Origin of the sequence: Halomicrobium sp. IBSBa, from assembly GCF_017612575.1 — an archaeon.
GTDB lineage: Archaea > Halobacteriota > Halobacteria > Halobacteriales > Haloarculaceae > Halomicrobium.
This window is the reverse complement of the sequence record NZ_JADPQC010000008.1, coordinates 1-18,160: the sequence shown is the minus strand read 5'-3', so window position 1 is coordinate 18,160 and position 18,160 is coordinate 1. Positions and strand designations below refer to the sequence as shown.

General features: G+C 66.6%; 19 protein-coding genes. 6 read left to right on the top strand and 13 right to left on the bottom strand.

The annotated features are described in order from the left end of the window. The first annotated feature begins 25 nt into the window (after window positions 1-25). Window positions 26-1,333, top strand: a complete 1,308-nt coding sequence (larC, locus tag IL252_RS15480) for a nickel pincer cofactor biosynthesis protein LarC (RefSeq protein ID WP_208628750.1) — start codon at window positions 26-28, stop codon at window positions 1,331-1,333. 3 nt (window positions 1,334-1,336) lie between these two features. On the opposite strand, the gene IL252_RS15475 is transcribed toward larC, so the two are convergent. Continuing rightward, a complete protein-coding gene (locus IL252_RS15475) occupies window positions 1,337-1,624 on the bottom strand; it encodes a hypothetical protein (RefSeq protein ID WP_208628749.1) in 288 nt (95 codons plus the stop codon). Between the two features lie 53 nt (window positions 1,625-1,677). Beyond that, entirely contained in the window at window positions 1,678-2,415 is a 738-nt protein-coding gene (locus tag IL252_RS15470) for a hypothetical protein (protein WP_208628748.1), read from the bottom strand. Window positions 2,416-2,528: 113 nt separating this feature from the next. On the opposite strand from IL252_RS15470, the gene radB reads away from it, so the two are divergent. Beyond that, window positions 2,529-3,236, top strand: coding sequence for a DNA repair and recombination protein RadB (radB, locus tag IL252_RS15465; RefSeq protein ID WP_208628747.1), 708 nt, complete (start codon window positions 2,529-2,531; stop codon window positions 3,234-3,236). An 85-nt stretch (window positions 3,237-3,321) separates the two neighbouring features. On the opposite strand, the gene phoU (IL252_RS15460) is transcribed toward radB, so the two are convergent. The 7 genes from phoU (IL252_RS15460) to IL252_RS15430 form a co-directional block, all read right to left on the bottom strand. Continuing rightward, window positions 3,322-4,002, bottom strand: coding sequence for a phosphate signaling complex protein PhoU (phoU, locus tag IL252_RS15460; RefSeq protein WP_153552939.1), 681 nt, complete (start codon window positions 4,000-4,002; stop codon window positions 3,322-3,324). Between the two features lie 76 nt (window positions 4,003-4,078). Then, the gene (phoU, locus tag IL252_RS15455) at window positions 4,079-4,747 is read right to left on the bottom strand and encodes a phosphate signaling complex protein PhoU (protein ID WP_208628746.1); all 669 of its coding nucleotides are present in this window, start codon (window positions 4,745-4,747) and stop codon (window positions 4,079-4,081) included. 105 nt (window positions 4,748-4,852) lie between these two features. Beyond that, the gene (locus IL252_RS15450) at window positions 4,853-5,521 is read right to left on the bottom strand and encodes an HAD family hydrolase (RefSeq protein WP_208628745.1); all 669 of its coding nucleotides are present in this window, start codon (window positions 5,519-5,521) and stop codon (window positions 4,853-4,855) included. 9 nt (window positions 5,522-5,530) lie between these two features. After that, window positions 5,531-6,424, bottom strand: coding sequence for a phosphate ABC transporter ATP-binding protein PstB (gene pstB, locus IL252_RS15445; protein WP_208628744.1), 894 nt, complete (start codon window positions 6,422-6,424; stop codon window positions 5,531-5,533). A 6-nt stretch (window positions 6,425-6,430) separates the two neighbouring features. Continuing rightward, the gene (gene pstA / locus IL252_RS15440; protein WP_208628743.1) at window positions 6,431-8,128 is read right to left on the bottom strand and encodes a phosphate ABC transporter permease PstA; all 1,698 of its coding nucleotides are present in this window, start codon (window positions 8,126-8,128) and stop codon (window positions 6,431-6,433) included. A 25-nt stretch (window positions 8,129-8,153) separates the two neighbouring features. After that, window positions 8,154-9,086 carry a phosphate ABC transporter permease subunit PstC gene (gene pstC / locus IL252_RS15435; RefSeq protein WP_208628742.1) on the bottom strand — a complete coding sequence of 311 codons (933 nt, stop codon included), beginning with the start codon at window positions 9,084-9,086 and terminating at the stop codon, window positions 8,154-8,156. Window positions 9,087-9,137: 51 nt separating this feature from the next. Next, window positions 9,138-10,133, bottom strand: coding sequence for a PstS family phosphate ABC transporter substrate-binding protein (locus tag IL252_RS15430; protein WP_208628741.1), 996 nt, complete (start codon window positions 10,131-10,133; stop codon window positions 9,138-9,140). Window positions 10,134-10,436: 303 nt separating this feature from the next. Here IL252_RS15430 and IL252_RS15425 point away from each other — a divergent pair, with 303 nt between their 5' ends. After that, the gene (locus tag IL252_RS15425; protein WP_153552946.1) at window positions 10,437-11,435 is read left to right on the top strand and encodes a phosphate uptake regulator PhoU; all 999 of its coding nucleotides are present in this window, start codon (window positions 10,437-10,439) and stop codon (window positions 11,433-11,435) included. 15 nt (window positions 11,436-11,450) lie between these two features. Here the strand turns inward: IL252_RS15425 and ppk1 are convergent, their stop codons facing one another. From ppk1 to IL252_RS15410, 3 genes are all read right to left on the bottom strand, one after another. Continuing rightward, window positions 11,451-13,937 (bottom strand): polyphosphate kinase 1, encoded by a 2,487-nt coding sequence (gene ppk1 / locus IL252_RS15420; protein WP_208628740.1) that lies wholly within the window; start codon window positions 13,935-13,937, stop codon window positions 11,451-11,453. 1 nt (window position 13,938) lies between these two features. Then, window positions 13,939-14,640: a metallophosphoesterase family protein gene (locus tag IL252_RS15415; RefSeq protein WP_208628739.1), complete on the bottom strand. Its 702-nt coding sequence runs from the start codon at window positions 14,638-14,640 to the stop codon at window positions 13,939-13,941. Window positions 14,641-15,153: 513 nt separating this feature from the next. Next, entirely contained in the window at window positions 15,154-15,525 is a 372-nt protein-coding gene (locus tag IL252_RS15410) for a 30S ribosomal protein S8e (RefSeq protein WP_208628738.1), read from the bottom strand. A 94-nt stretch (window positions 15,526-15,619) separates the two neighbouring features. Between IL252_RS15410 and IL252_RS15405 the strand changes: the two genes are divergently transcribed. Further along, entirely contained in the window at window positions 15,620-16,060 is a 441-nt protein-coding gene (locus tag IL252_RS15405) for a DUF2240 family protein (protein ID WP_208628737.1), read from the top strand. Continuing rightward, a complete protein-coding gene (locus IL252_RS15400; RefSeq protein ID WP_208628736.1) occupies window positions 16,060-16,419 on the top strand; it encodes a hypothetical protein in 360 nt (119 codons plus the stop codon). The genes IL252_RS15405 and IL252_RS15400 overlap by 1 nt, the downstream gene beginning before the upstream one ends. 8 nt (window positions 16,420-16,427) lie before the next feature. Here the strand turns inward: IL252_RS15400 and IL252_RS15395 are convergent, their stop codons facing one another. Then, window positions 16,428-16,910, bottom strand: coding sequence for a hypothetical protein (locus IL252_RS15395; protein WP_208628735.1), 483 nt, complete (start codon window positions 16,908-16,910; stop codon window positions 16,428-16,430). Between the two features lie 160 nt (window positions 16,911-17,070). Here IL252_RS15395 and pyrF point away from each other — a divergent pair, with 160 nt between their 5' ends. Beyond that, on the top strand, window positions 17,071-17,892 hold the full coding sequence (pyrF, locus tag IL252_RS15390) for an orotidine-5'-phosphate decarboxylase (RefSeq protein WP_208628734.1): 822 nt from the start codon (window positions 17,071-17,073) through the stop codon (window positions 17,890-17,892). Window positions 17,893-18,160 lie beyond the last annotated feature (268 nt).

The window sequence follows — 18,160 nt, the reverse complement described above, 5'->3', positions numbered from 1 at the left end:
CTTTCGGCGCACCGACGCAACGGGTATGCGAACACTCGCTTTCGACGGCCGCATGGGTGCCAGCGGCGACATGCTGCTCGCTGCCCTCCTGGCCGTCGGTGCCGATCGCGACGCCCTCGCCCCCGTCGAGGACGCCCTCCCGATCCGGTACGAACTCTCCGAGACGGTCGAACGCGGGATCGGTGCCACGAGCGTCGCGGTCGTGTTGACCGACGTAGACGAGGCTCGGACGGACGGGACCGACGCGAACCACCAGATGCCTTCGAAGGTACCGGGGCACGACCACAGCCACGACCACGCGGACGGCGGCCACGGTCACACTCACGGCGACACCGCCGCCGAGGGGCACGGTCCGTCCCGGTCGCTGGGCGAGGTCCGCGAGATCGTCGGGGAGATGGCCCTCCCCGCCGACGTCGAGCGCGACGCGCTGGCGATCTTCGAGATCCTCGGCGAGGCCGAAGCCGCGGTCCACGACACCACGCTCGACGAGATGCACTTCCACGAGGTCGGGGCCGACGACGCCATCGCCGACATCGTCGGCGTCTGTCTCCTGTTGGACGACATCGGCGTCGAACGCGTCGTCACGACGCCGCTCTCCGCGGGCGGTGGCACCGTCGAGATGAGCCACGGGACCTACCCCGTTCCCGGCCCGGCCGTCGTCGAGATCGCCGAGCGCGCCGACTGGTCGCTCGCTGGCGGACCCGTCGACGCCGAGTTGCTGACGCCGACCGGCGCGGCGATCCTCGCACACCTCGCCGACGGCGTCGACGCGCTGCCGGAGCTCGCCGTCGAGGCGTCTGGCTACGGCGCTGGGGGGTACTCGTTCGAGAACCGCCCGAACGTCCTGCGGGCGATCGTCGGCGACGGTGGCGGCGGGCTCCGCCGCGACGAGATCACCGTCCTGGAGACGAACCTCGACGATACGACGCCGGAGGTGCTGGGTAGCTTGCAGGAACGACTGCAGGAGGCGGGGGCGCGAGACGTGTCGATCCTCCCGGCCACGATGAAGAAGTCACGGCCGGGCCACCTCGTCAAGGTGGTCTGCAAGCCGGCAGACAGCGAGCGCGTCGCGCGCCGACTCGCCGAGGAGACGGGAACGCTGGGCGTGCGAGCCCACGGTGCCGGCCACCGCTGGATCGCCGACCGCGAGATCGTCACGGTCACGGTCGAGATCGACGGCGACGCCTACGAGGTCGACGTGAAGGTCGCCACCGACAGCGAGGGCACCGTCTTCGACGTGAGCGGCGAGTACGACGACGCCGCCGCGGTCGCAGACGAGACCGGACTGCCCGTCCGCGAGGTCCTTCGCCGGGCCGAAGACGCCGTCCGGTAGCCGTCAGGGATCTGCGCGCTGACGGTCGGTCGCCAGCGAGTCGTCCAGGACCGTCTTCAGGATCGCGACCGCCCCGACGGCCACGATCAGGAAGCCGGCGATCTCGGTCAGGAAACCGGAGACGCTCAGCAGCAGGCGCTGGAGGAAGGGTGGCAGCAGGGCGACGACGATGGACAGCGGTTCGAGGACGTTCCAGTTCCGGACGACCAGTCCCACGAAGACGACACCGTAGAGGACGAGCAGTTTCCGTTTGGTCGCGTACGCGAGCGTCGCACCGAGTGGAGGGCGCATGGTTCGAGGGGCGCGCGGGCGTCCAAAATGGATTTCGGGTCGTCGCCGGCCGGTCACTCGTCGTCGCCGTCGCGGTGTTTCGCCAGCGCCTCCTCGATCGTCAACTGCCCGTCCGCGACCCGGCGGGCCAGGGCCTCGCCGATGGCCCGGTTCGTCTCGCTTTGCTCCCGGGAGCGCTCTTTGATACGCTTGAGTTCGCCCGCGGTGGGGTCGATCTCGCGGGACTCGATCTCCTCGCCCTCGATGCGGGCGATGTTGACCGCCGCGAGCACGTCGCCCATGCCGCGGGTCCCCGTTCCGAGGTGTGGCGTCGTCCCGGTCTCGTCGACCAGTTCGACGGTCACGTCACCCAGATCGTCGATAATCCGCGCTCCCAGCAGTCGCGCGCCGTCGCCGATCCGGACGAGCGGGTCGACCGCGTCGGCCAGCTCCTCGTGGACGGCCTCGGCGACCTGGTCGGCCGGCACCTGGAACGCGGCCACGACCATCTCGCCCGAGAGGACGGCGATGCCAGGCCGGTCGCCGGGGTCGATCCCGACGACCAGCTTGCCGCCATTGCCCCGCAGCAGCGAGACCACCTCGTCGACGGCCGCACGCGGTGTCGCCGGATCCGCTCGCACGACTTCGACGCCCGCCGGCTCGTGGCTCTCGTCGGCCGCCGTCACGACGACGCTGGTCTCGTCGGGCAGTTCCTCGCCCGGCTCGATCGTCGTGAAGTCGACGCCGCGGTCCCGCAGCTCGCCGACGACGCCGTGGTACACCTCGAAGTCCGCCGTTGCGACGACGATCACTAGTCGTCACTTGTCGCTCGCCTCCAAGTATCTACCGTCGCAGGTGCCGATCAGCGAACGCGGGTCACGCGTCGGTCGTCAGCGTTTAACCGCGCCTCACCGTAGCCGAGGACGTGAGCGAGTACGTTTCGACCGGCTGCGCGGAGATCGACGACCTGCTCGGTGGCGGGTTCGAGCGCGGCGCTGTCACTCAGATCTACGGCCCACCGGCGGCGGGCAAGACGAACCTCGCACTCAGTGGCGCGGTCGAGGTGGCGGCCGCCGGTGACTCGGCGCTGTACATCGACACGGAGGGGCTGTCGGCCGACCGGATGGAGCAGATCGCTGGCGCGCGCGCCGACGAGACCGACGAGGCGCTCTCGGACCTGGCCGAACGGATCGTCGTCTCCGAGGCGCTCGACTTCGAGGACCAGGAGGTCGCCGTCCAGGACGCCGCGGAGCTGGCCTCGCAGATCGAGCTGATCGTCCTCGACAGCGCGACCGGCTTCTACCGGCTCGAACGGGACGACGGTGACGGCGGCGAGGCGCTGCGAGACGTGGCCCGCCAGATCACACATCTGCTCTCGCTGGCGCGCAAGCACGACCTGGCCGTGGCCGTTACGAACCAGGTCTTCGCGGACCCGGACAGCGACGGCACCCGAGCGCTGGGGGGCCACACGCTGAATCACTGGTCCGGTGCGATCGTCCGGCTCGATCGGTTCCGGGGCGGGAATCGGAGAGCGACACTGGAGAAACACCGCGCGAAGGCCGCGGGCGACACCGTCCAGTTCCGGATCACCGAGGCCGGTCTGGCCGGCGGACAGGACCGTTCGCTCGACTAGTCGCTCGGTCTGCCGTCTTCGCCCGCACTTTTCGGGTCGGCACTGTCGACGACTCCCCCGCTCGCGAGGATGCAGACGGGTTCGATCAGTAGATCAGTTCGTCGTCGTTCTCGACCATGTACAGCGTCCGGGCGGCGATGTTGACGGCGTGATCGCCGACCCGTTCGAGGTCCCGAATCGTCAACAGGAGACGCGACACGTCGTTCATCAGCTGTTCGATCTCCGCTTCGCCGGCACCGTCGGCGACCTCGCGCTCGATGAGGTCGCGCACGACCGCCTCCGAGGCGTCTTCACAGCGCTCGTCGATCTCGTCGTCCCGTTCGGCGATCTGGTAGCAGGCGTCGGTGTCCTCGTCGCGGTACCCCGCCATCGCGTCCTCGATCATCTCCAGGGTGTGGTCGGCGATGCCCTGGATGTCGACCTCGGGGAACATGTCCCGGTCGGCGGTGAGCGTGTACTCGCCGAGGTTGGTCGCCAGGTCGGCGACGCGTTCGAGGTCGGTGATGATCTTGAACGAGGCGGCGATGAAGCGCAGGTCACCGGCGACGGGCTGTTGGAGCGCCAGCAGGTCGACACAGTCCTGTTCGAGTTCGAGGTACATCTGGTTGATCTCGTCGTCGCCCTCGATGACTTCCCAGGCCAACTCCTCGTCTTTCTGTTCGAGCGCGTCGAGTCCGACGCGGAACCGCTCCAGGACGACTTCCGACATGTAGAGGACGTCCTCCCGGAGCTCTTCGAGGCGTTCCTGATACGATTCGCGTGGCATGCACGGTCCTGCGCCGGACATCCGTATCAGGCTTTCCCTTCGACGAACTCTAGATGGTGCCCCCGCGCCGAAACAGCTAATAGATCAGTTCGTCGTCGCTCTCGATCATGTAGAAGGTCCGGGCAGCGATGTTGACGGCGTGGTCGCCGACCCGTTCGAGGTCACGGACGGTCAGGAGAAACTGTTTGGTGTCTGCCAGCAGCGTCTCGTGGTCGTCGCCGGCCGCGTCGTACGCCGCCAGGTATCGCACGAGGTCGTCGGCCGCGGCCTCACAGCGCTGATCGAGGTCCGTGTCGCCGGCCACGACCGTCCGACACTGCTCTGGGTCCGCCTCGACGTAGGCTGCGATCGCGTCGGCCACCTGGCTGCTGGCCATGTCCGCGATGTCTGCGATCGGGACGACGGTGAGGCGGTCGCGTCCGGGCGTCCCGGCGTACCGGCCGATGTTGGCGGCGAGGTCGGCGATTCGCTCCAAGTCGGTGAGAATCTTGAACGTCGCGACGACGAATCTGAGATCGCCGGCCACGGGCTGTTGGAGCGCCAGCAGATCGATACACTCGCTTTCGAGTTCGAGATACAACTCGTTGATCTCGTCGTCGCGCTGGGCGATCTCCCGGCCGCCGTCCTCGTCGCCGTCCTCGTAGGCGCGTGCCGCCTCGCGGAGGCGCTCGACGACCAGCGTCGCCATCGACGTGACGCCCTCTTTCAGTGCTTCGAGCTCTGTTTCGTAGCGATCTCGTGTCATGTGTCGATTGTGCGGGGGGAACTCATACGGATTGTTGTCGCCGTTTGCCAGGTCGATCGCACGAGGTCGTGCGGTCGATCCGGGACAGATCGACAACAATCCGTCTCACTCGATCCGGACGCCCAGTCGGTCGGCCAGTCCGTAGAGGTCTGTGACCTCGTAGGTCGGCGTCGCCGAGAGGTCGAGGTCGGCCCGGTGGTCACGCCGGACGAACGCCGAGTCGATTCCGGCCCGCTGGGCGGCGACTACGTCTTTCTCGCTGTCGCCGACGTACAGCGCCGATCGCGTGCCGAGGTCGTCGAGTGCCTGCTCGATGTAGCTTGGGTCTGGCTTCTTGCGTCTCGCCCCGTCGATGGTGGGGACGCGTCCGTACGCGGTCTCGAAGTGCCGCCCGAGGTCGTGGTAATCGAGGATGAACTCGATCGTCGCGTGCTGGTTGTTGCTGACGAGCCCGGTCGCGTGTGGGAGCACTTCGAGGATCGCCGCGTCGTCGTAGAGGGACTTCTCGCCACTGTGGATCGCCTCGCGCTGGATCGCACTGGCCTTCGCCTCCCGGCGTTGCCAGAACTCTGCGGGGTCGATGTCGAAGCGACGTTCGAAGGCCTCGCCGGGCGGTCCGTCCCTGGCGACCATCTCGCGGGCGCGCTGCTCGTCGACCGATACGTCGAACGCCGCGAACGCCTCACTGACGGCTTCTGCCAGTCGTCGTTCGTCGGTCCGTTCGATCAACACGCCGTCGTTGTCGAAGACGACGGCGTCGTAGTCGGGTGCCATCCGTCGGTGTTATCCGAACTTGCCGGTGATGTAGTCCTCGACGCGCTGGTGCTCGGGGTTCTCGAAGATCGACTGCGTGTCGCCGAACTCGACGAGTTCGCCGCCGGTGAGGAAGACGGCGGTCTTGTCCGAGATCCGTGCGGCCTGTTGCATGTTGTGTGTGACGATGACGACAGTAAACTCTTCGGCCAGTTCCTCGATGAGGTCTTCGATCTTCGAGGTGGCGATCGGGTCCAGCGCCGACGCCGGCTCGTCCATGAGGATCACGTCGGGATCGACGGCGATGGCCCGCGCGATACAGAGGCGCTGTTGTTGCCCACCCGAGAGGTCGAGCGCGGACTTGTCGAGCTGGTCCTCGACTTCGTCCCACAGCGCCGCTCGCTTGAGCGCCGTCTCGACCTTCTCGTCTAAGTTCTCGGTCTCGTCCTGGATCCGCAGGCCGTATGCGACGTTGTCGTAGATGCTCTTGGGGAAGGGGTTGGGGTGCTGGAACACCATCCCGATCCGGCGGCGCAGTGCGACCGGGTCCACGTCGTCGTCGTAGATGTTCTTCCCCTCGAAGTAGAGTTCGCCCTCGACCCTGGCGGCGTCGATGAGGTCGTTCATCCGGTTGATACACCGCAGGAACGTGGACTTCCCACAGCCCGAGGGGCCGATCATCGCCGTCACTTGATTCTCTGGGATCGACATGGTGATGCCCTGTAGCGCCTGTACGTCACCGTAGAAGACGTCCAGGTCCCGGGCCTCGATGACCTGCTCACGACCGGTCTGGGCACCGCCGTCGGTGCCGTCGACCTCGATCGACTGGTCGACGAGTGGCTCACCCGACGGGTCCGGGGTGGAAGTGGTCCCAGCGGCCGTGGGATCGGTACTGTCGTCGCTCGTCATCTCGTTCTGTGTCATGAATTGTCACTCTCGTTGATACCGGTTGCGGATGACGATCGCAGTCGCGTTCATCACCAGCAACACCGCCAGGAGCGTGATCACGCCAGCGGCGAGGACGCCGTGGCGAAACGCCGGCTCCAGTTCGCTCGACCAGCTGTAGATCTGTCGGGGCATCATACTCGCCACGTCGAAGAAGCCGTTCGGGGCGAGTCGCACCGACGCCGCCGCCCCGATCATCAGCAGCGGTGCCGTCTCGCCGATCGCGCGCCCGAGCGCCAGGATCGTCCCGGTGAGGATCCCCGGCAGCGCTTCGGGCAGGACGACCTGCCGGATCGTCTGCCAGCGGGTCGCCCCCATCCCGTAGGAGGCCTGTCGGAACGAGTCGGGCACCGAGCGGATCGCCTCCTGTGCGGAGATGATGACGATCGGCAGGATCAACAGGCCGACCGCGAGGCCGGCGACGACGATCGAGCCCTGTGGCCACTGGACGATCCGGATGAACAGTGCCAGTCCCAGCAGGCCGTAGACGACCGAGGGAACGCCGGCCAGGTTCCCGATGTTGATCTCGACGAGCGTGACGAACTTGCCCATCGCCCCCTCGGAGGGGGCGTACTCTTCCAGATAGATCGCCGCGCCGACGCCGACGGGGAACGTCGCCAGGACGATCACGATGATCATCATGATCGAGCCGACCATCGCGGGGTAGATCCCGGCGTCGGCGGCGGTCCGCGAGGTCGCACTGGTCAGGAACCCCCAGTCGAGCCAGGAGTCGGGACCGGCGAAGCCGGCGGCATCGACGACGACGCTGCCGACGGCCACGCCGAGGACGGCGATGACCGGGAAGGCCAGTCCGCGCACGCCTTCGCGACGGCGCACGACGCCCTCGACGTAGATGCCGACCGGCAGCGCGACGAACGCGACCAGCAGCATCCAGCCGCCGTAGCCGATCCCGAGCGCCGGACCGGTGACGAGGCCGGCAAGCGCGCCGACGAGTGTCGCGCCGACGACCGCGAAGCCGGCCCGTCGAGAGTCGCGACGCCGGGCGACGAACACGCCGCCGGCCACGGCGAGTGGCGCGACCAGCGTCCCGAGGAGCAACAGCCAGTTGGTGGGCACGTACGGCAAGCGCAACAGCACTTCTCGCAGACTGATCACGCGGTGGTACAGCCCGAAGTCGACGCCCAGCGCCGCCGCCAGGTCGGTGACGAGCCAGTTGAACTGGGCCGGCGGAGTCCCCAGGACCGTCACGACCGGCGCGCCAAACAGCACGACGAGGCGTTCGAGGGCCGCGTTGGGCCGCAGGCGTCCGTGGGCGACGATCAGGCCGCCGGCCGCGACCAGCGAGGTCACCAGCGCGAACCACTCGAGAATCGAGAGCAACTCGATGAACATGACCGCGAACCCGCCCGTGAGCAAGACGCCGACCACGGGGAGGCCGCTGGTCACGTACGCGACCTCGCCGGCCGGTTCGTCGAGCCGGTAGTAGTACACCGCGAGCGCGGCCAGCGGGGCCAGCACGGTCGCGGCGTAGGTGAGGAGCCACCCGCTGTCGGCCGAGAGCGGTCTGAACGCGTCGTTGGCGACGAACAGCAAGAGGAGCAACACGGAGACGAGCCCGAACGCGGTCGCCGCGAGGCAGGCCGCCTCGAACGCTCGCCCGCGGAGGTGGTTGACCGAGCTGTCGTCGCCGTGCCAGTCGACGTCCGGTTCCGTCGTCGCCATCAGTGCTCACCCATCGTTGTGTCGTTCATTCGTACTCCTCCCGGTATCGGGCTGCGATGCGGTTGCTCACGAGGTTCAGCAGGAACGTGATCGCAAACAGCGTCAGCCCGATCGCGAACATGCTGCTGAATCCGAGCTGACTGACGCTGTCGGCGCTGTTGATCTGGACCATCGCGGCCGTCATCGGCTGGAACCCCTGCCAGAGGTTCTGGAGGGGCTCCGCGAGGTTCAGCATCCGGGGCTGACTGCCGGCCGCGACGACGACGATCATCGTCTCGCCGATGGCTCGCGACAGCGCGAGGATGAACGAGGAGAAGATCCCCGACGCCGCCGCGGGCAAGACCACGCCGGTGGTCACCTCGAACTTCGTCGCTCCCATCCCGTAGCCGGCCCGCCGCAGCGAGTCCGGGACGGAGCTCATGGCGTCTTCGCTCAGGCTGGACACCATCGGGATGATCATGATCCCGACCATGATCGACGGGCTGAGGATGTTGAAGGTGTTGACCGGCAGACCGATCGTCCGCAGGAACGGCGTCACGTAGACGAGCGCGAAGATCCCGTAGACGACGGTCGGAATCCCCGCGAGGACTTCCAGACCGGGCTTTAGCACCGAGCGCATCCGGTCGCTGGCGTACTCGCTGAGATACACCGCCGCCGCGACACCGGTCGGCAGGGCGATCAGCGCGGAGATCACCGTCACCAGCAGGGTGCCACTCAACAGCGGGAGCAGCCCGTAGATGTTCCGGCTGAGGAGAAACTCGGTCCCGCCGAAGAATTCGAGCGGGTTCACGAGCGTGAAGAAGGTGATCGCGTCCCGCGCGAGCAACACGACGATGCTGATCGTCACGAGGATCGACAGCGCCGCACACAGCAACAGGACGTACCGGTACATCCGTTCGCGCGCCGCACGCCCGCGTGGTCTGGACGTGATATCCGGTTCGGGCGTCTCGGCGCTCATCGTGTTCGCCCCCGTGTGTTCTCCATGTGTGTGTCCTGAGACAGCACTGTTCTATCCGGCGACCTCTTCGAGCTTGGCGAGGTTCTCGTCGCGTTGCTCGGCACTGGACGGGACGTAGCCGATGTCCTGTACCACGTCCGTTTCGGACTGTTCGAGGTAGTACCGGACGTACTCGTACACTTCCTCGCGCTGGAGCGCCGACTCGGCGACGTAAATAAAGAGCGGCCGCGCCATCGGGTAGGAGCCGTCCTTGGCGTTCGGGAGGCTCGGCGGCGTACACTCCTCGTCTGCCTCGACCTTGACGTCGATCGCCTTGACGGCTTCCGAGTTCGAGTTGTAGTACGCGTAACCGAAGTATCCCATGCCGCCTTCGTTGTCGCGGATCCCCCGAACGATCGTCTCGTCTTCTTCGGTCGGCTGGTAGTCGGTCGTATGATTGGTCTCCTCGCCGACGACGTTCTCGTTGAACCAGTCGAAGGTCCCGGAGGTCGACGCCGGACCGTAGAGTTCGAGTTTCCGGTCGGGCCAGTCATCGCGTACGTCCGACCAGTGAGTAACGTCGTTGTCGCTCCAGATCTGGCGCAGTTCCTCGAAGCTCATGCACTCGACCCACTCGGCGTCGTTGTTGACGGCCATCGTCAGCGCGTCGCCAGCGACCTGGAACTCGATCGGTTCCACGTCGTTGGTCGTACACTGCTCGACCTCGGCGTCCGTGATCGGCCGTGACGCGCCGTTGATGTCGGAGTCGCCGGCACAGAACCAGTTTTCGAAGCCGCCACCGCTCCCAGTCGGGTCGACGGTGACGTTGACCTCGCCGTGTTCTTCCATGAACTTCTCGGCCATCGTGTCAGATATCGGGAAGACAGTGCTGCTTCCCTTCACGATGACCTGCCCGGAGAGACCGTCGCCGCCACCACCGTCGTCGGAACCGCCGCCCCACGCGTCCCGACGCGTGTTCTGGACACAGCCCGACAGCGCCGTCACACCGGCCAACCCTCCGGCGATAAATTTCCGACGCGAAACGTCCCTGTTGGGGTCCCGTGTCATCGTCTGAAGCGTACTCAGGGGTGAATAAGTACTCTACTATGAAGAGTACCAAACCGTACGTAGTATATATAGGAGTATGTTTGGTATAGATATCCATGGAGAGAGAATACCGGCTACATCGCCGTTACTCCCTCGCTCTGGGTAGTTCAGAATTGGCTCTCGACACCCGGTATTGCCTCGAAACAGACCTCTGGGATGGTTCTCCGTCGTCGACGCTCGTTTTGTTCTCTCCGGAACCTCTCGTATCGTTGTCGCTATATAGTTCCCTATGGATTTATGTTGGTCTGGCCGCGAGAGGGATCTATGGAGACGCGAAAGGTGCAGGTGACGGGTGGATCGACGTACACCGTCTCGCTTCCCAAAGAATGGGCGACAGAAAACGACGTGAGCGCCGGGAGCGTCGTGGAGTTTCACGCAGAAGAGGACCTCCTCCTGCTCTCGCCCCGCCGCGAGAACGGGCGCGTCGAGGGGACGCTGGACATCAGCGGTCTCGACGAGGACCACGAGCTCACCCGCGCGGTGATGACGATGTACGTGAGCGGCTTCGACGTCATCACACTGGAGACGCCCCGGATCTCGCCGAAACAGCGCCGCGTGGTCCGCGACGCCGTCCAGGGGCTCGTGGGGCTGGAAGTGATCGAGGAGACCTCCGATCGGGTCGTCCTGCAGGACCTGCTCGACTCCTCGGAGTTGTCGGTCCACAACGCCATCACGCGGATGCAACTGGTCTCGCTGACGATGCTGGAAGACGCCATCGACGCCCTCGTCGAGGACGACGACGACCTCGCGGCCGACGTGATCCACCGCGACGAGGACGTGGACCGTCTCTGGTACATGGTCTCGCGCGTGTTCCGGACGGTGCTGCGGAATCCGACGGCGGCGACCGAGATCGGCTTCCCCCGAGAGACCGTCTTCGACTACCAGTCCAGCGCCCGCCAGCTGGAGCGCATCGCCGACCACGCGACGAAGATCGCCGAGCTGTCCCGCGAGATCGACGCCATCAGCGGCGAGACCGGCGAGAAGCTCCGGACGCTCCGCGAGGAGGCCGCGACCGTGCCCGAAACCGCGATGGAGGCGCTGCTGGCCGACGACTCCGAGGAAGCCGTCGAGCAGGCCAACCAGGCCCGTGGCACCATCGAGGACGTCGACGCGATGGCCCGCGAGGTCGACGAACAGGTCCGGGAGGCCGACCCCCAGAGCGCCCAGGTGCTCGGGCTGGTCGTCGACTCGCTGTCCCGGACCGCCGACTACGGCGGGAACATCGCCGAGAGCGCACTTCAGAAGGCCGCACCGCGTCCCTGAGACGGCCGGCCTCGGCTACTCGTAGTACTGGCGGAGCGCCGAAGCGGCTCCGTCCGCGGTCTTTCGGTACACTCGTTGTCCGTCCGGCGTCCGGACGGCGTACTCGTAGGTCCGGCTGTCGGGCTCGTACCAGCGGTCCTCGTGTCGATCGAGGATTCGGGGCGACCCGCCGTCGGTTTCGGAGGGGAGTTGCGCCTCAGCGTCGTTCGTCACTTCCGTGTCGTCGCCGTCGACTTCATCGGTATCGATGCTCCGAGGTGGCCCCGCCTCGACGAGCAGGTCACCGTCGATCGGGTACGGTTCGATCAGGCCGGCCACCGGTTCGTCCTGGCTCGCGGCCGCTCGCGTCTGTTCCATCAGCACGTCCTGCGTACTGACGGCCGACTCGTCTCCCGGCCGTCGCTGCTCGTAGCTCCCATCAGACTGCATCTCCCACACGTGGCGGTTGTCGGCCAGCGTCAGTTCGAGCACGAACTTCAGCTGTCGCCGGATCGTCGGATCGTCGACGGGCGTGACCGCTTCGACCCGGTAGTCGAGGTTCCGGGTCATCCAGTCGGCGCTGCCGATGAAGTACCGCGGATCGCCCACCGTCTCGGCCGCTGCGGGGTCGTCGGGCGCGGCTCCGTTCTCGAAGTAGAAGATCCGCGAGTGCTCCAGGAACCGCCCGACGAGGCTGTACACGTCGACGTTCTCGCTGACGCCCTCGACGTCGGGACGCAGCCGACAGATGTCGCGGACGATCAGGTCGACGTCGACACCCGCCATCGCGGCGCGGTACAGTTCCTCGACGATGGCCGGGTCTTCGAGCCCGTTGACCTTGACGACGATCCGGGCCGGGCGTCCCGCCTGCGCGTACCGGGCTTCCCGGCGGATGTACCGCGTGAACCGCTCGCGCATCGTCACCGGCGCGATCAGGAGCTTCCGAAACTGCTCGTCCAGCGAGGGGCCGGTGAAGAAGTTGAACACCGTCACGAGGTCCTGTCCGATGTCCTGGTCGGCGGTCAGCAGGCCCAGATCGGCGTACCCTTTCGCGGTCTCGGAGTGGTAGTTGCCCGTGCCGACGTGAGAGTACAGCTCCACGCCGTCGTCCTCCTCGCGGACGACCAGCGCCGTCTTCGTGTGGGTCTTCAGCCCGATCGTCCCGTAGGCGACGTGAATGCCGTGTTCTTCGAGCGTCCGGACCCATTCGAGGTTGTTCTGCTCGTCGAAGCGAGCCTTCAGCTCGACCATCACCGCCACCTGCTTGCCGTTCTCGGCCGCGTCGATCAGCGACTGGATCACCTGCGAGTCGCTCGTCGTCCGGTAGATCGCGGCCTTCACCGCCAGCACGTCGGGGTCGGTCGCCGCCTCGTGGAGGAACGACTGGACGGTCTGGGTGAAGTCGTGGTACGGGTGATGGAGGAGGATGTCCGTCTCGCCGACCCGCTCGAACACGCTCTGGTGTTTCGTGGTGTGTTCGCCGATCGCGGTCCGGTCGGTCGCGGTCAGCTGGGGGTGTGGTCTGGGCGTCCAGGCGTCGCGTTGCAGCGCCGGCCGATCGAGGTCGACGAGGCGGTCGAACTCCCGGTAGTCCAGCGGCCCCTTCCGCTCGTAGATCTCGCGTTCGTCCAGTTCCAGTTGCTCCTGCAGCGTTTCGCGGGCGAACGGGTGGGCGTCGGCCTCGATTTCGAGCCGGACGACGGACGCGAACCGACGCTGTTCGAGGACCTCCTCGATCATGTCGATCAGGTCCTCCGCGATCTCCTCGTCGCGCCTGACCTCGGCGTTGCGCGTCAGCCGGAACAGCGCCGTGTCGACGATCTCGACGTTGGGCAGGAGTAAGTCGAGGTTGTTGCGAATCACCGCCTCGATCGGGACGTATCGCGCACCGGCTTCGAGTTCGACCAGTCGTGGCCGGTTGGGAGGGATCTTCACCCGAGTGAAGGTCAGTTCCTCGCCGGGGGACTGACGCGTGACGATCGCCAGCGACAGCGACCGATTCGAGATGAACGGGAACGGGTGGGCCGGATCGAACGACAGCGGCGTCAGCGTCGGCAGCACCGAGTCCTCGAAGTACGTCCGCAGACGCGTTCGCTCGTCGGCCGCCAGCGCCGAGTAGTCGAGGATCTCGATGCCGGCGTCGGCCAGCGCCGGTCTGATCGTCTCCCGGTAACACGCCGTCTGCGCGGCCAGCATCGGCTGCAGTTCGTCGTGGATCTCGCGCCACTGTTCCAGCGGCGTTCGGCCGTCGGGCGTGCGGTCGGTGACGCCGGCCTCGATCTGTTGTTTGAGGCCGCCGACCCGTTTCATCACGAACTCGTCGATGTTGCGGGTGAAAATCGACAGAAACCGGACCCGTTCCAGCAACGGCGTCCGTTCGTCCTCGGCCTCGTGGAGCACCCGCTTCTGGAACTCCAGTTCGCTGAGTTCGCGGTTGAGATACAGCGACGGATCCGCGAGGTCCACGTCGTCCGGCTCGAAGGGCTCGATACCGACGCCGTCCTGGTCGCGATCGCCGTCCATCTCACTCCTCCACCGCCGGACGCGGGTCGACGATACTGTCGGCGCTGCGCTCGACGTACGTCTCCGGTGGCTCGACGGAGACGAACTCCCCGGTCGAACACCGATAGGCCGTCAGCTGTCCACCGTAGACACAGCCGGTGTCGAGCCCGACCGCCCACGGCGTGGCGAACGGCTGTGCCAGCACGGTGTGGCCGAAAAACACCTTCCGCCCGCCGTTTCGGGTCTCGAACCAGTAGGGTCGGTCGTAGCTGCCGTCCGGGACCAGCGAGCGGTTGTTCAGCAGCTCCTCGGCGCTGTGCTCGGCCAGTGGCTTGCGGTGGTCGATCCCGCCGTGGACGACGAGCGCGCCGTCCCAGGAGACGACGAGGGGCATCGACTCGACGAAGGCCAGGTCGTCGTCGTCGAGCGCGTCGATCGACGCCCGGCCGTCGAGGAGCTTCTGCTCGTTGTTGCCCCTGACGCTGAGCAGGTTGTCCCGTTCGCGGACCAGCGACAGTGCGCGTCGACTGTCCGGCCCCTTCCTGACGAGGTCGCCGACGAAGACGAACAGGCTCCGGCCGTTGTCGAGCCGATCGAGGAGCTGTTCGAGGGTCTCCGCACAGCCGTGTACGTCGCCGACGACGTACACCTCGTCCCAGCGGGACACGTCGATCTGTCGGTGCTGTTTCGCGACGGCTGGTTCGAATGAGAGTGTTGCTGTCATCGTGTCCTGTCCGAATCGTCCGGACCGAGACGAGCGCCGTTGTAACTGGTTTATAATTGGGCTCCCGAGCGGTACATATCGGTACGTATCGCAATCGAAACGATATGCGTACTGATCGCACCGCTGTCGTGCGATCGGGTGTGCGCTGACTTTCGATGGCTACTGCCGTCGTTTTCCGGCGCGTCCCGCAGGTGACCGTCGTCGTGCAGCGTCCGAAAAGTGGGGTCTGGTGGCCCCAACTGGGATGGCGTGACGTGACGGGATACCCCGGGCTCGTGGGGTGGCGTGTCGACGACCGCGGATCGGGCACAGTCCGCGGCGTGGGGAATACACGCCACCTGAGACTCTGCCGGGACGTGGTAAAAGCGTCGCTAAGAGGTGTCCGGAACGCTACCGAGAGCTATTGTGACTATAGTAGCAATTGAAAATCAATGCACACCCGATCGCACGACGAAAGTGCGATCGGTGTGTAAATCGTTTCAATTGTTACTATATCGAAACGCTGTCTGCGGATTACTCGATCAGGACTGCGTTGACCTGTCCGTCCTGACCGGGGCGGGAGGTGACGCGGGCCCGGCCCTCGCTGGTCTCGACGATCGCACCCTTGGTCACGATGTTTCGGCGAGCGTAGTTCGGGTCGGAGGCGTTCTCGACGACGTCCTCGATGGTGGCCTCGACGACCTCGCCGTCGTCTGCGACGCTGGCGACGTTGGTGGTGACGGCGCGGAACTTCTCGGTGTTACCGCGTGCGTCGACGGTCTTGAGCTTCTGGTCGCCGACGGTCGTCTCGGTGGACTCGTTGCCCAGTTCGTACTTTCGCTTGTTGCGCGACGGGCGAACGCGACCGCCGGTCCGCTTGCGTGTGGAGCGTCCCTGATCTTTCATACGGTAGGGATAGCCCAGCGGCTACTTGAAGCGTTCGATGACGAGCCGCCAGCGACCGACACCCTGATACGCCGCCCAGCCACACGTCTCGGCGATGAGTCTCCGCCGCGCCGTCGCCGCACCGTTCGCCAAAGACGGGAGCGATCGACTCGGAGAGAGCGAGTTCGTCGTCGCGCTGTCGCTCGACCGCGACTGGTTCTCGCCGGACCAGGCCAAGCGTCTCGTCGACGTGGCCGCCAGCGAGGGGCTCGTCGAGCGTGAGGGCGACGACCTCGTCGTCACCTTCGATCCGTCGGAGGTCTCGCTGCCCGACGGGTTCGCCCCCGACGAGTCGATCCTCCGCGAGCGGTCGACGTTCGAGCGCGTCCTCGCCGCCGTCGTCCAGCACGGCGAGGACAAACAGTCGGCGGTCGCGGCGATCAACCGACTCCAGGACGAGCTGGGCGTCACTCTGGAGGCTGCCGCCGTCGTCTACGCCCGTCGGCAGGGGATCGATGTGGCCGAATTCGCAGAGCGCACACGAGGTGATCTGTGATGGTCGAGGATCGAATTACCGACGGTAAACGCGTCGCACAGCTGCTCGCGTCGGAGCTGACGGGACTGGAAACGCCGCCGCTGGATCGGGTCGGCGTCGTCGACGCCACGCCGGAGGTCGAGCCGACGGCGGACGGAACTGCGGCCTACGGCGTCGCGATCGACGGCGACCGGATCGGGACCGTGACGGTCTTTCCCGACGGTGCGACCCTGTCCGTCGACGGCTCGCTGCCCGAGGCGTTCGAGCCCGCAGACGGGATCGATATCGAGCGCGGCGACGAGGGCGTCGTGGTCCGGATCGAGCACGCGGCGGCCGTCAAAGGTGCCGTCGACGCACTCGTCGCGATCACGGCCGCGTAGGCCCGGAGCTACCGCGAGACCGGCGATTCGACGAGCTTTCTGGAGGTCCAGGCGATGAACCCGGTGAGAATGAGCACGGAACCAAGCACCGCGAGCGCCGCGGCCGCGAGCCAGACGGCCGTGGCAAAGCCCAGTATCGGCCCCAGCAGGGCCACGCTGATCGGCGAGAAGACCACCAGCAGCGATCCGATACCGACGATGCGGCGCTGCTCACGCGTGAGGTCGACACCGAGGGTGAAAATCTCCCAGCCGTCCTCTGGCTCCGGGGCCGCCAGTCCGACGGAGAACAGCGGGATCCCGACGAACACGAGCACGCCGGAGACGACGGAGGTCCAGAAGGTGTTTGCCAGCGGGAGTCCGAGCAGGGCCCCGATCAACACGAGTGCGAAGCCGCCGACGAGGCCGATCGGGCGGAGACGGGTATCATCGAGCACCGCGTCGAGGTCGGGCAGCTCCCGCGCGACGTGCTCGATGTCGAGCGAACGGTCCATAGGCGGGCCGACGGAAGCCAGCGATTTATAGGCCCCGGTCCCCGTATCAAAAATCATAACACCGCACCCCGTTCCCGACAGGCGCGTGAAAACTGGGGCCACGGTTGGGGGTCCGGCACGGAAGGAAACGCTTGTGTCGGTCGCCGACGCCAGATCGGCCATGGGATTTTTCGATCGACTCGGCCAGCGAATCGCGGCCGCGGACAGCGTCGTCTCCGTCGGCCTCGACCCGGACCCCGACCGACTGCCCGACTGTGTCGCCGACGCGGAGCTGCCCCGCTGGGCGTTCAACCGCCGCGTCATCGACGCGACCCACGAACACGCGGCCTGCTACAAGCCCAACGCCGCCTTCTACGAGGACGCGGACGGGTGGCGCGCGCTCGAAGAGACGATCGCCTACGCCCACGGCAAGGACGTGCCGGTGTTGCTGGACGCAAAGCGCGGCGACATCGGAAACACCGCCCGTCAGTACGCCACGGCACTCGACCTGGCGGACGCGATCACGGTCAACCCCTACATGGGCGGTGACTCGCTGGCTCCGTTCCTCCAGCGCGAAGACGGCGGCGTGTTCGTCCTCTGTCGCACGTCGAACTCTGGCGGGGCGGACCTCCAGGACCTCGAACTGGCGTCGGGCGGGCCGCTGTACGAGCGGGTGGCGAGGCTGGCCGAGACCTGGAACGAGCGGGGGAACGTCGGCCTCGTCGTCGGCGCGACCAACCCCGACGAACTCGCGGGGATTCGCGAGGTGGTCCCCGACCTGCCCTTCCTCGTCCCCGGTGTCGGTGCCCAGGGCGGCGACGCCGAGGCGGCCGTCGAGCACGGTCTGGCCGACGGCGTCGGGCTCGTCAACTCCTCGCGAGGCATCATCTTCGCCGGTGAAGACGCGGGACGCGGCGCGGGCAGCGACGAAGACGCGTACTTCGGCGCGGCCGAGCAGGCGGCCCGCCGGCTCAAAGAGCGACTGAACGAGCACCGCGACTAGTTCTCATATATAAATCTTCGGCCGTCGTTCCGGCTCTGAAGTCGTGGGTGCGTTTATACGGTGGTGTGGGGCGTTGCTTCGAGTGCCGCACGACGACAGCTCCACACGCGACTGCTCGCACGCCCACCCGTCCCAGACCGACGAGGTCGCCGCTGACATCCCCACCCCTCCAAATCCCACCCACCGTACCGCGCTCGTCGGTCGCTGCCGCCGGTCGCTCCCACCCCTTACCCGCAACCGTCCGATCGGCCGGACTCCCCTCCACCGT

What these genes read in the sequence shown, in the direction of transcription:
- larC (WP_208628750.1), top strand. Translation starts at nt 26, where the DNA reads ATGCGAACACTCGCTTTCGACGGCCGCATGGGTGCCAGCGGCGACATG.
- IL252_RS15450 (WP_208628745.1), bottom strand. Translation starts at nt 5,521, where the DNA reads ATGGCACCCGACTACGACGCCGTCGTCTTCGACAACGACGGCGTGTTG.
- IL252_RS15475 (WP_208628749.1), bottom strand. Translation starts at nt 1,624, where the DNA reads ATGCGCCCTCCACTCGGTGCGACGCTCGCGTACGCGACCAAACGGAAA.
- phoU (WP_153552939.1), bottom strand. Translation starts at nt 4,002, where the DNA reads ATGCCACGCGAATCGTATCAGGAACGCCTCGAAGAGCTCCGGGAGGAC.
- pyrF (WP_208628734.1), top strand. Translation starts at nt 17,071, where the DNA reads ATGGGATTTTTCGATCGACTCGGCCAGCGAATCGCGGCCGCGGACAGC.
- phoU (WP_208628746.1), bottom strand. Translation starts at nt 4,747, where the DNA reads ATGACACGAGATCGCTACGAAACAGAGCTCGAAGCACTGAAAGAGGGC.
- IL252_RS15430 (WP_208628741.1), bottom strand. Translation starts at nt 10,133, where the DNA reads ATGACACGGGACCCCAACAGGGACGTTTCGCGTCGGAAATTTATCGCC.
- pstA (WP_208628743.1), bottom strand. Translation starts at nt 8,128, where the DNA reads ATGGCGACGACGGAACCGGACGTCGACTGGCACGGCGACGACAGCTCG.
- ppk1 (WP_208628740.1), bottom strand. Translation starts at nt 13,937, where the DNA reads ATGGACGGCGATCGCGACCAGGACGGCGTCGGTATCGAGCCCTTCGAG.
- IL252_RS15405 (WP_208628737.1), top strand. Translation starts at nt 15,620, where the DNA reads ATGAGTCTCCGCCGCGCCGTCGCCGCACCGTTCGCCAAAGACGGGAGC.
- IL252_RS15425 (WP_153552946.1), top strand. Translation starts at nt 10,437, where the DNA reads ATGGAGACGCGAAAGGTGCAGGTGACGGGTGGATCGACGTACACCGTC.
- IL252_RS15395 (WP_208628735.1), bottom strand. Translation starts at nt 16,910, where the DNA reads ATGGACCGTTCGCTCGACATCGAGCACGTCGCGCGGGAGCTGCCCGAC.
- IL252_RS15415 (WP_208628739.1), bottom strand. Translation starts at nt 14,640, where the DNA reads ATGACAGCAACACTCTCATTCGAACCAGCCGTCGCGAAACAGCACCGA.
- pstC (WP_208628742.1), bottom strand. Translation starts at nt 9,086, where the DNA reads ATGAGCGCCGAGACGCCCGAACCGGATATCACGTCCAGACCACGCGGG.
- pstB (WP_208628744.1), bottom strand. Translation starts at nt 6,424, where the DNA reads ATGACACAGAACGAGATGACGAGCGACGACAGTACCGATCCCACGGCC.
- IL252_RS15410 (WP_208628738.1), bottom strand. Translation starts at nt 15,525, where the DNA reads ATGAAAGATCAGGGACGCTCCACACGCAAGCGGACCGGCGGTCGCGTT.
- IL252_RS15400 (WP_208628736.1), top strand. Translation starts at nt 16,060, where the DNA reads ATGGTCGAGGATCGAATTACCGACGGTAAACGCGTCGCACAGCTGCTC.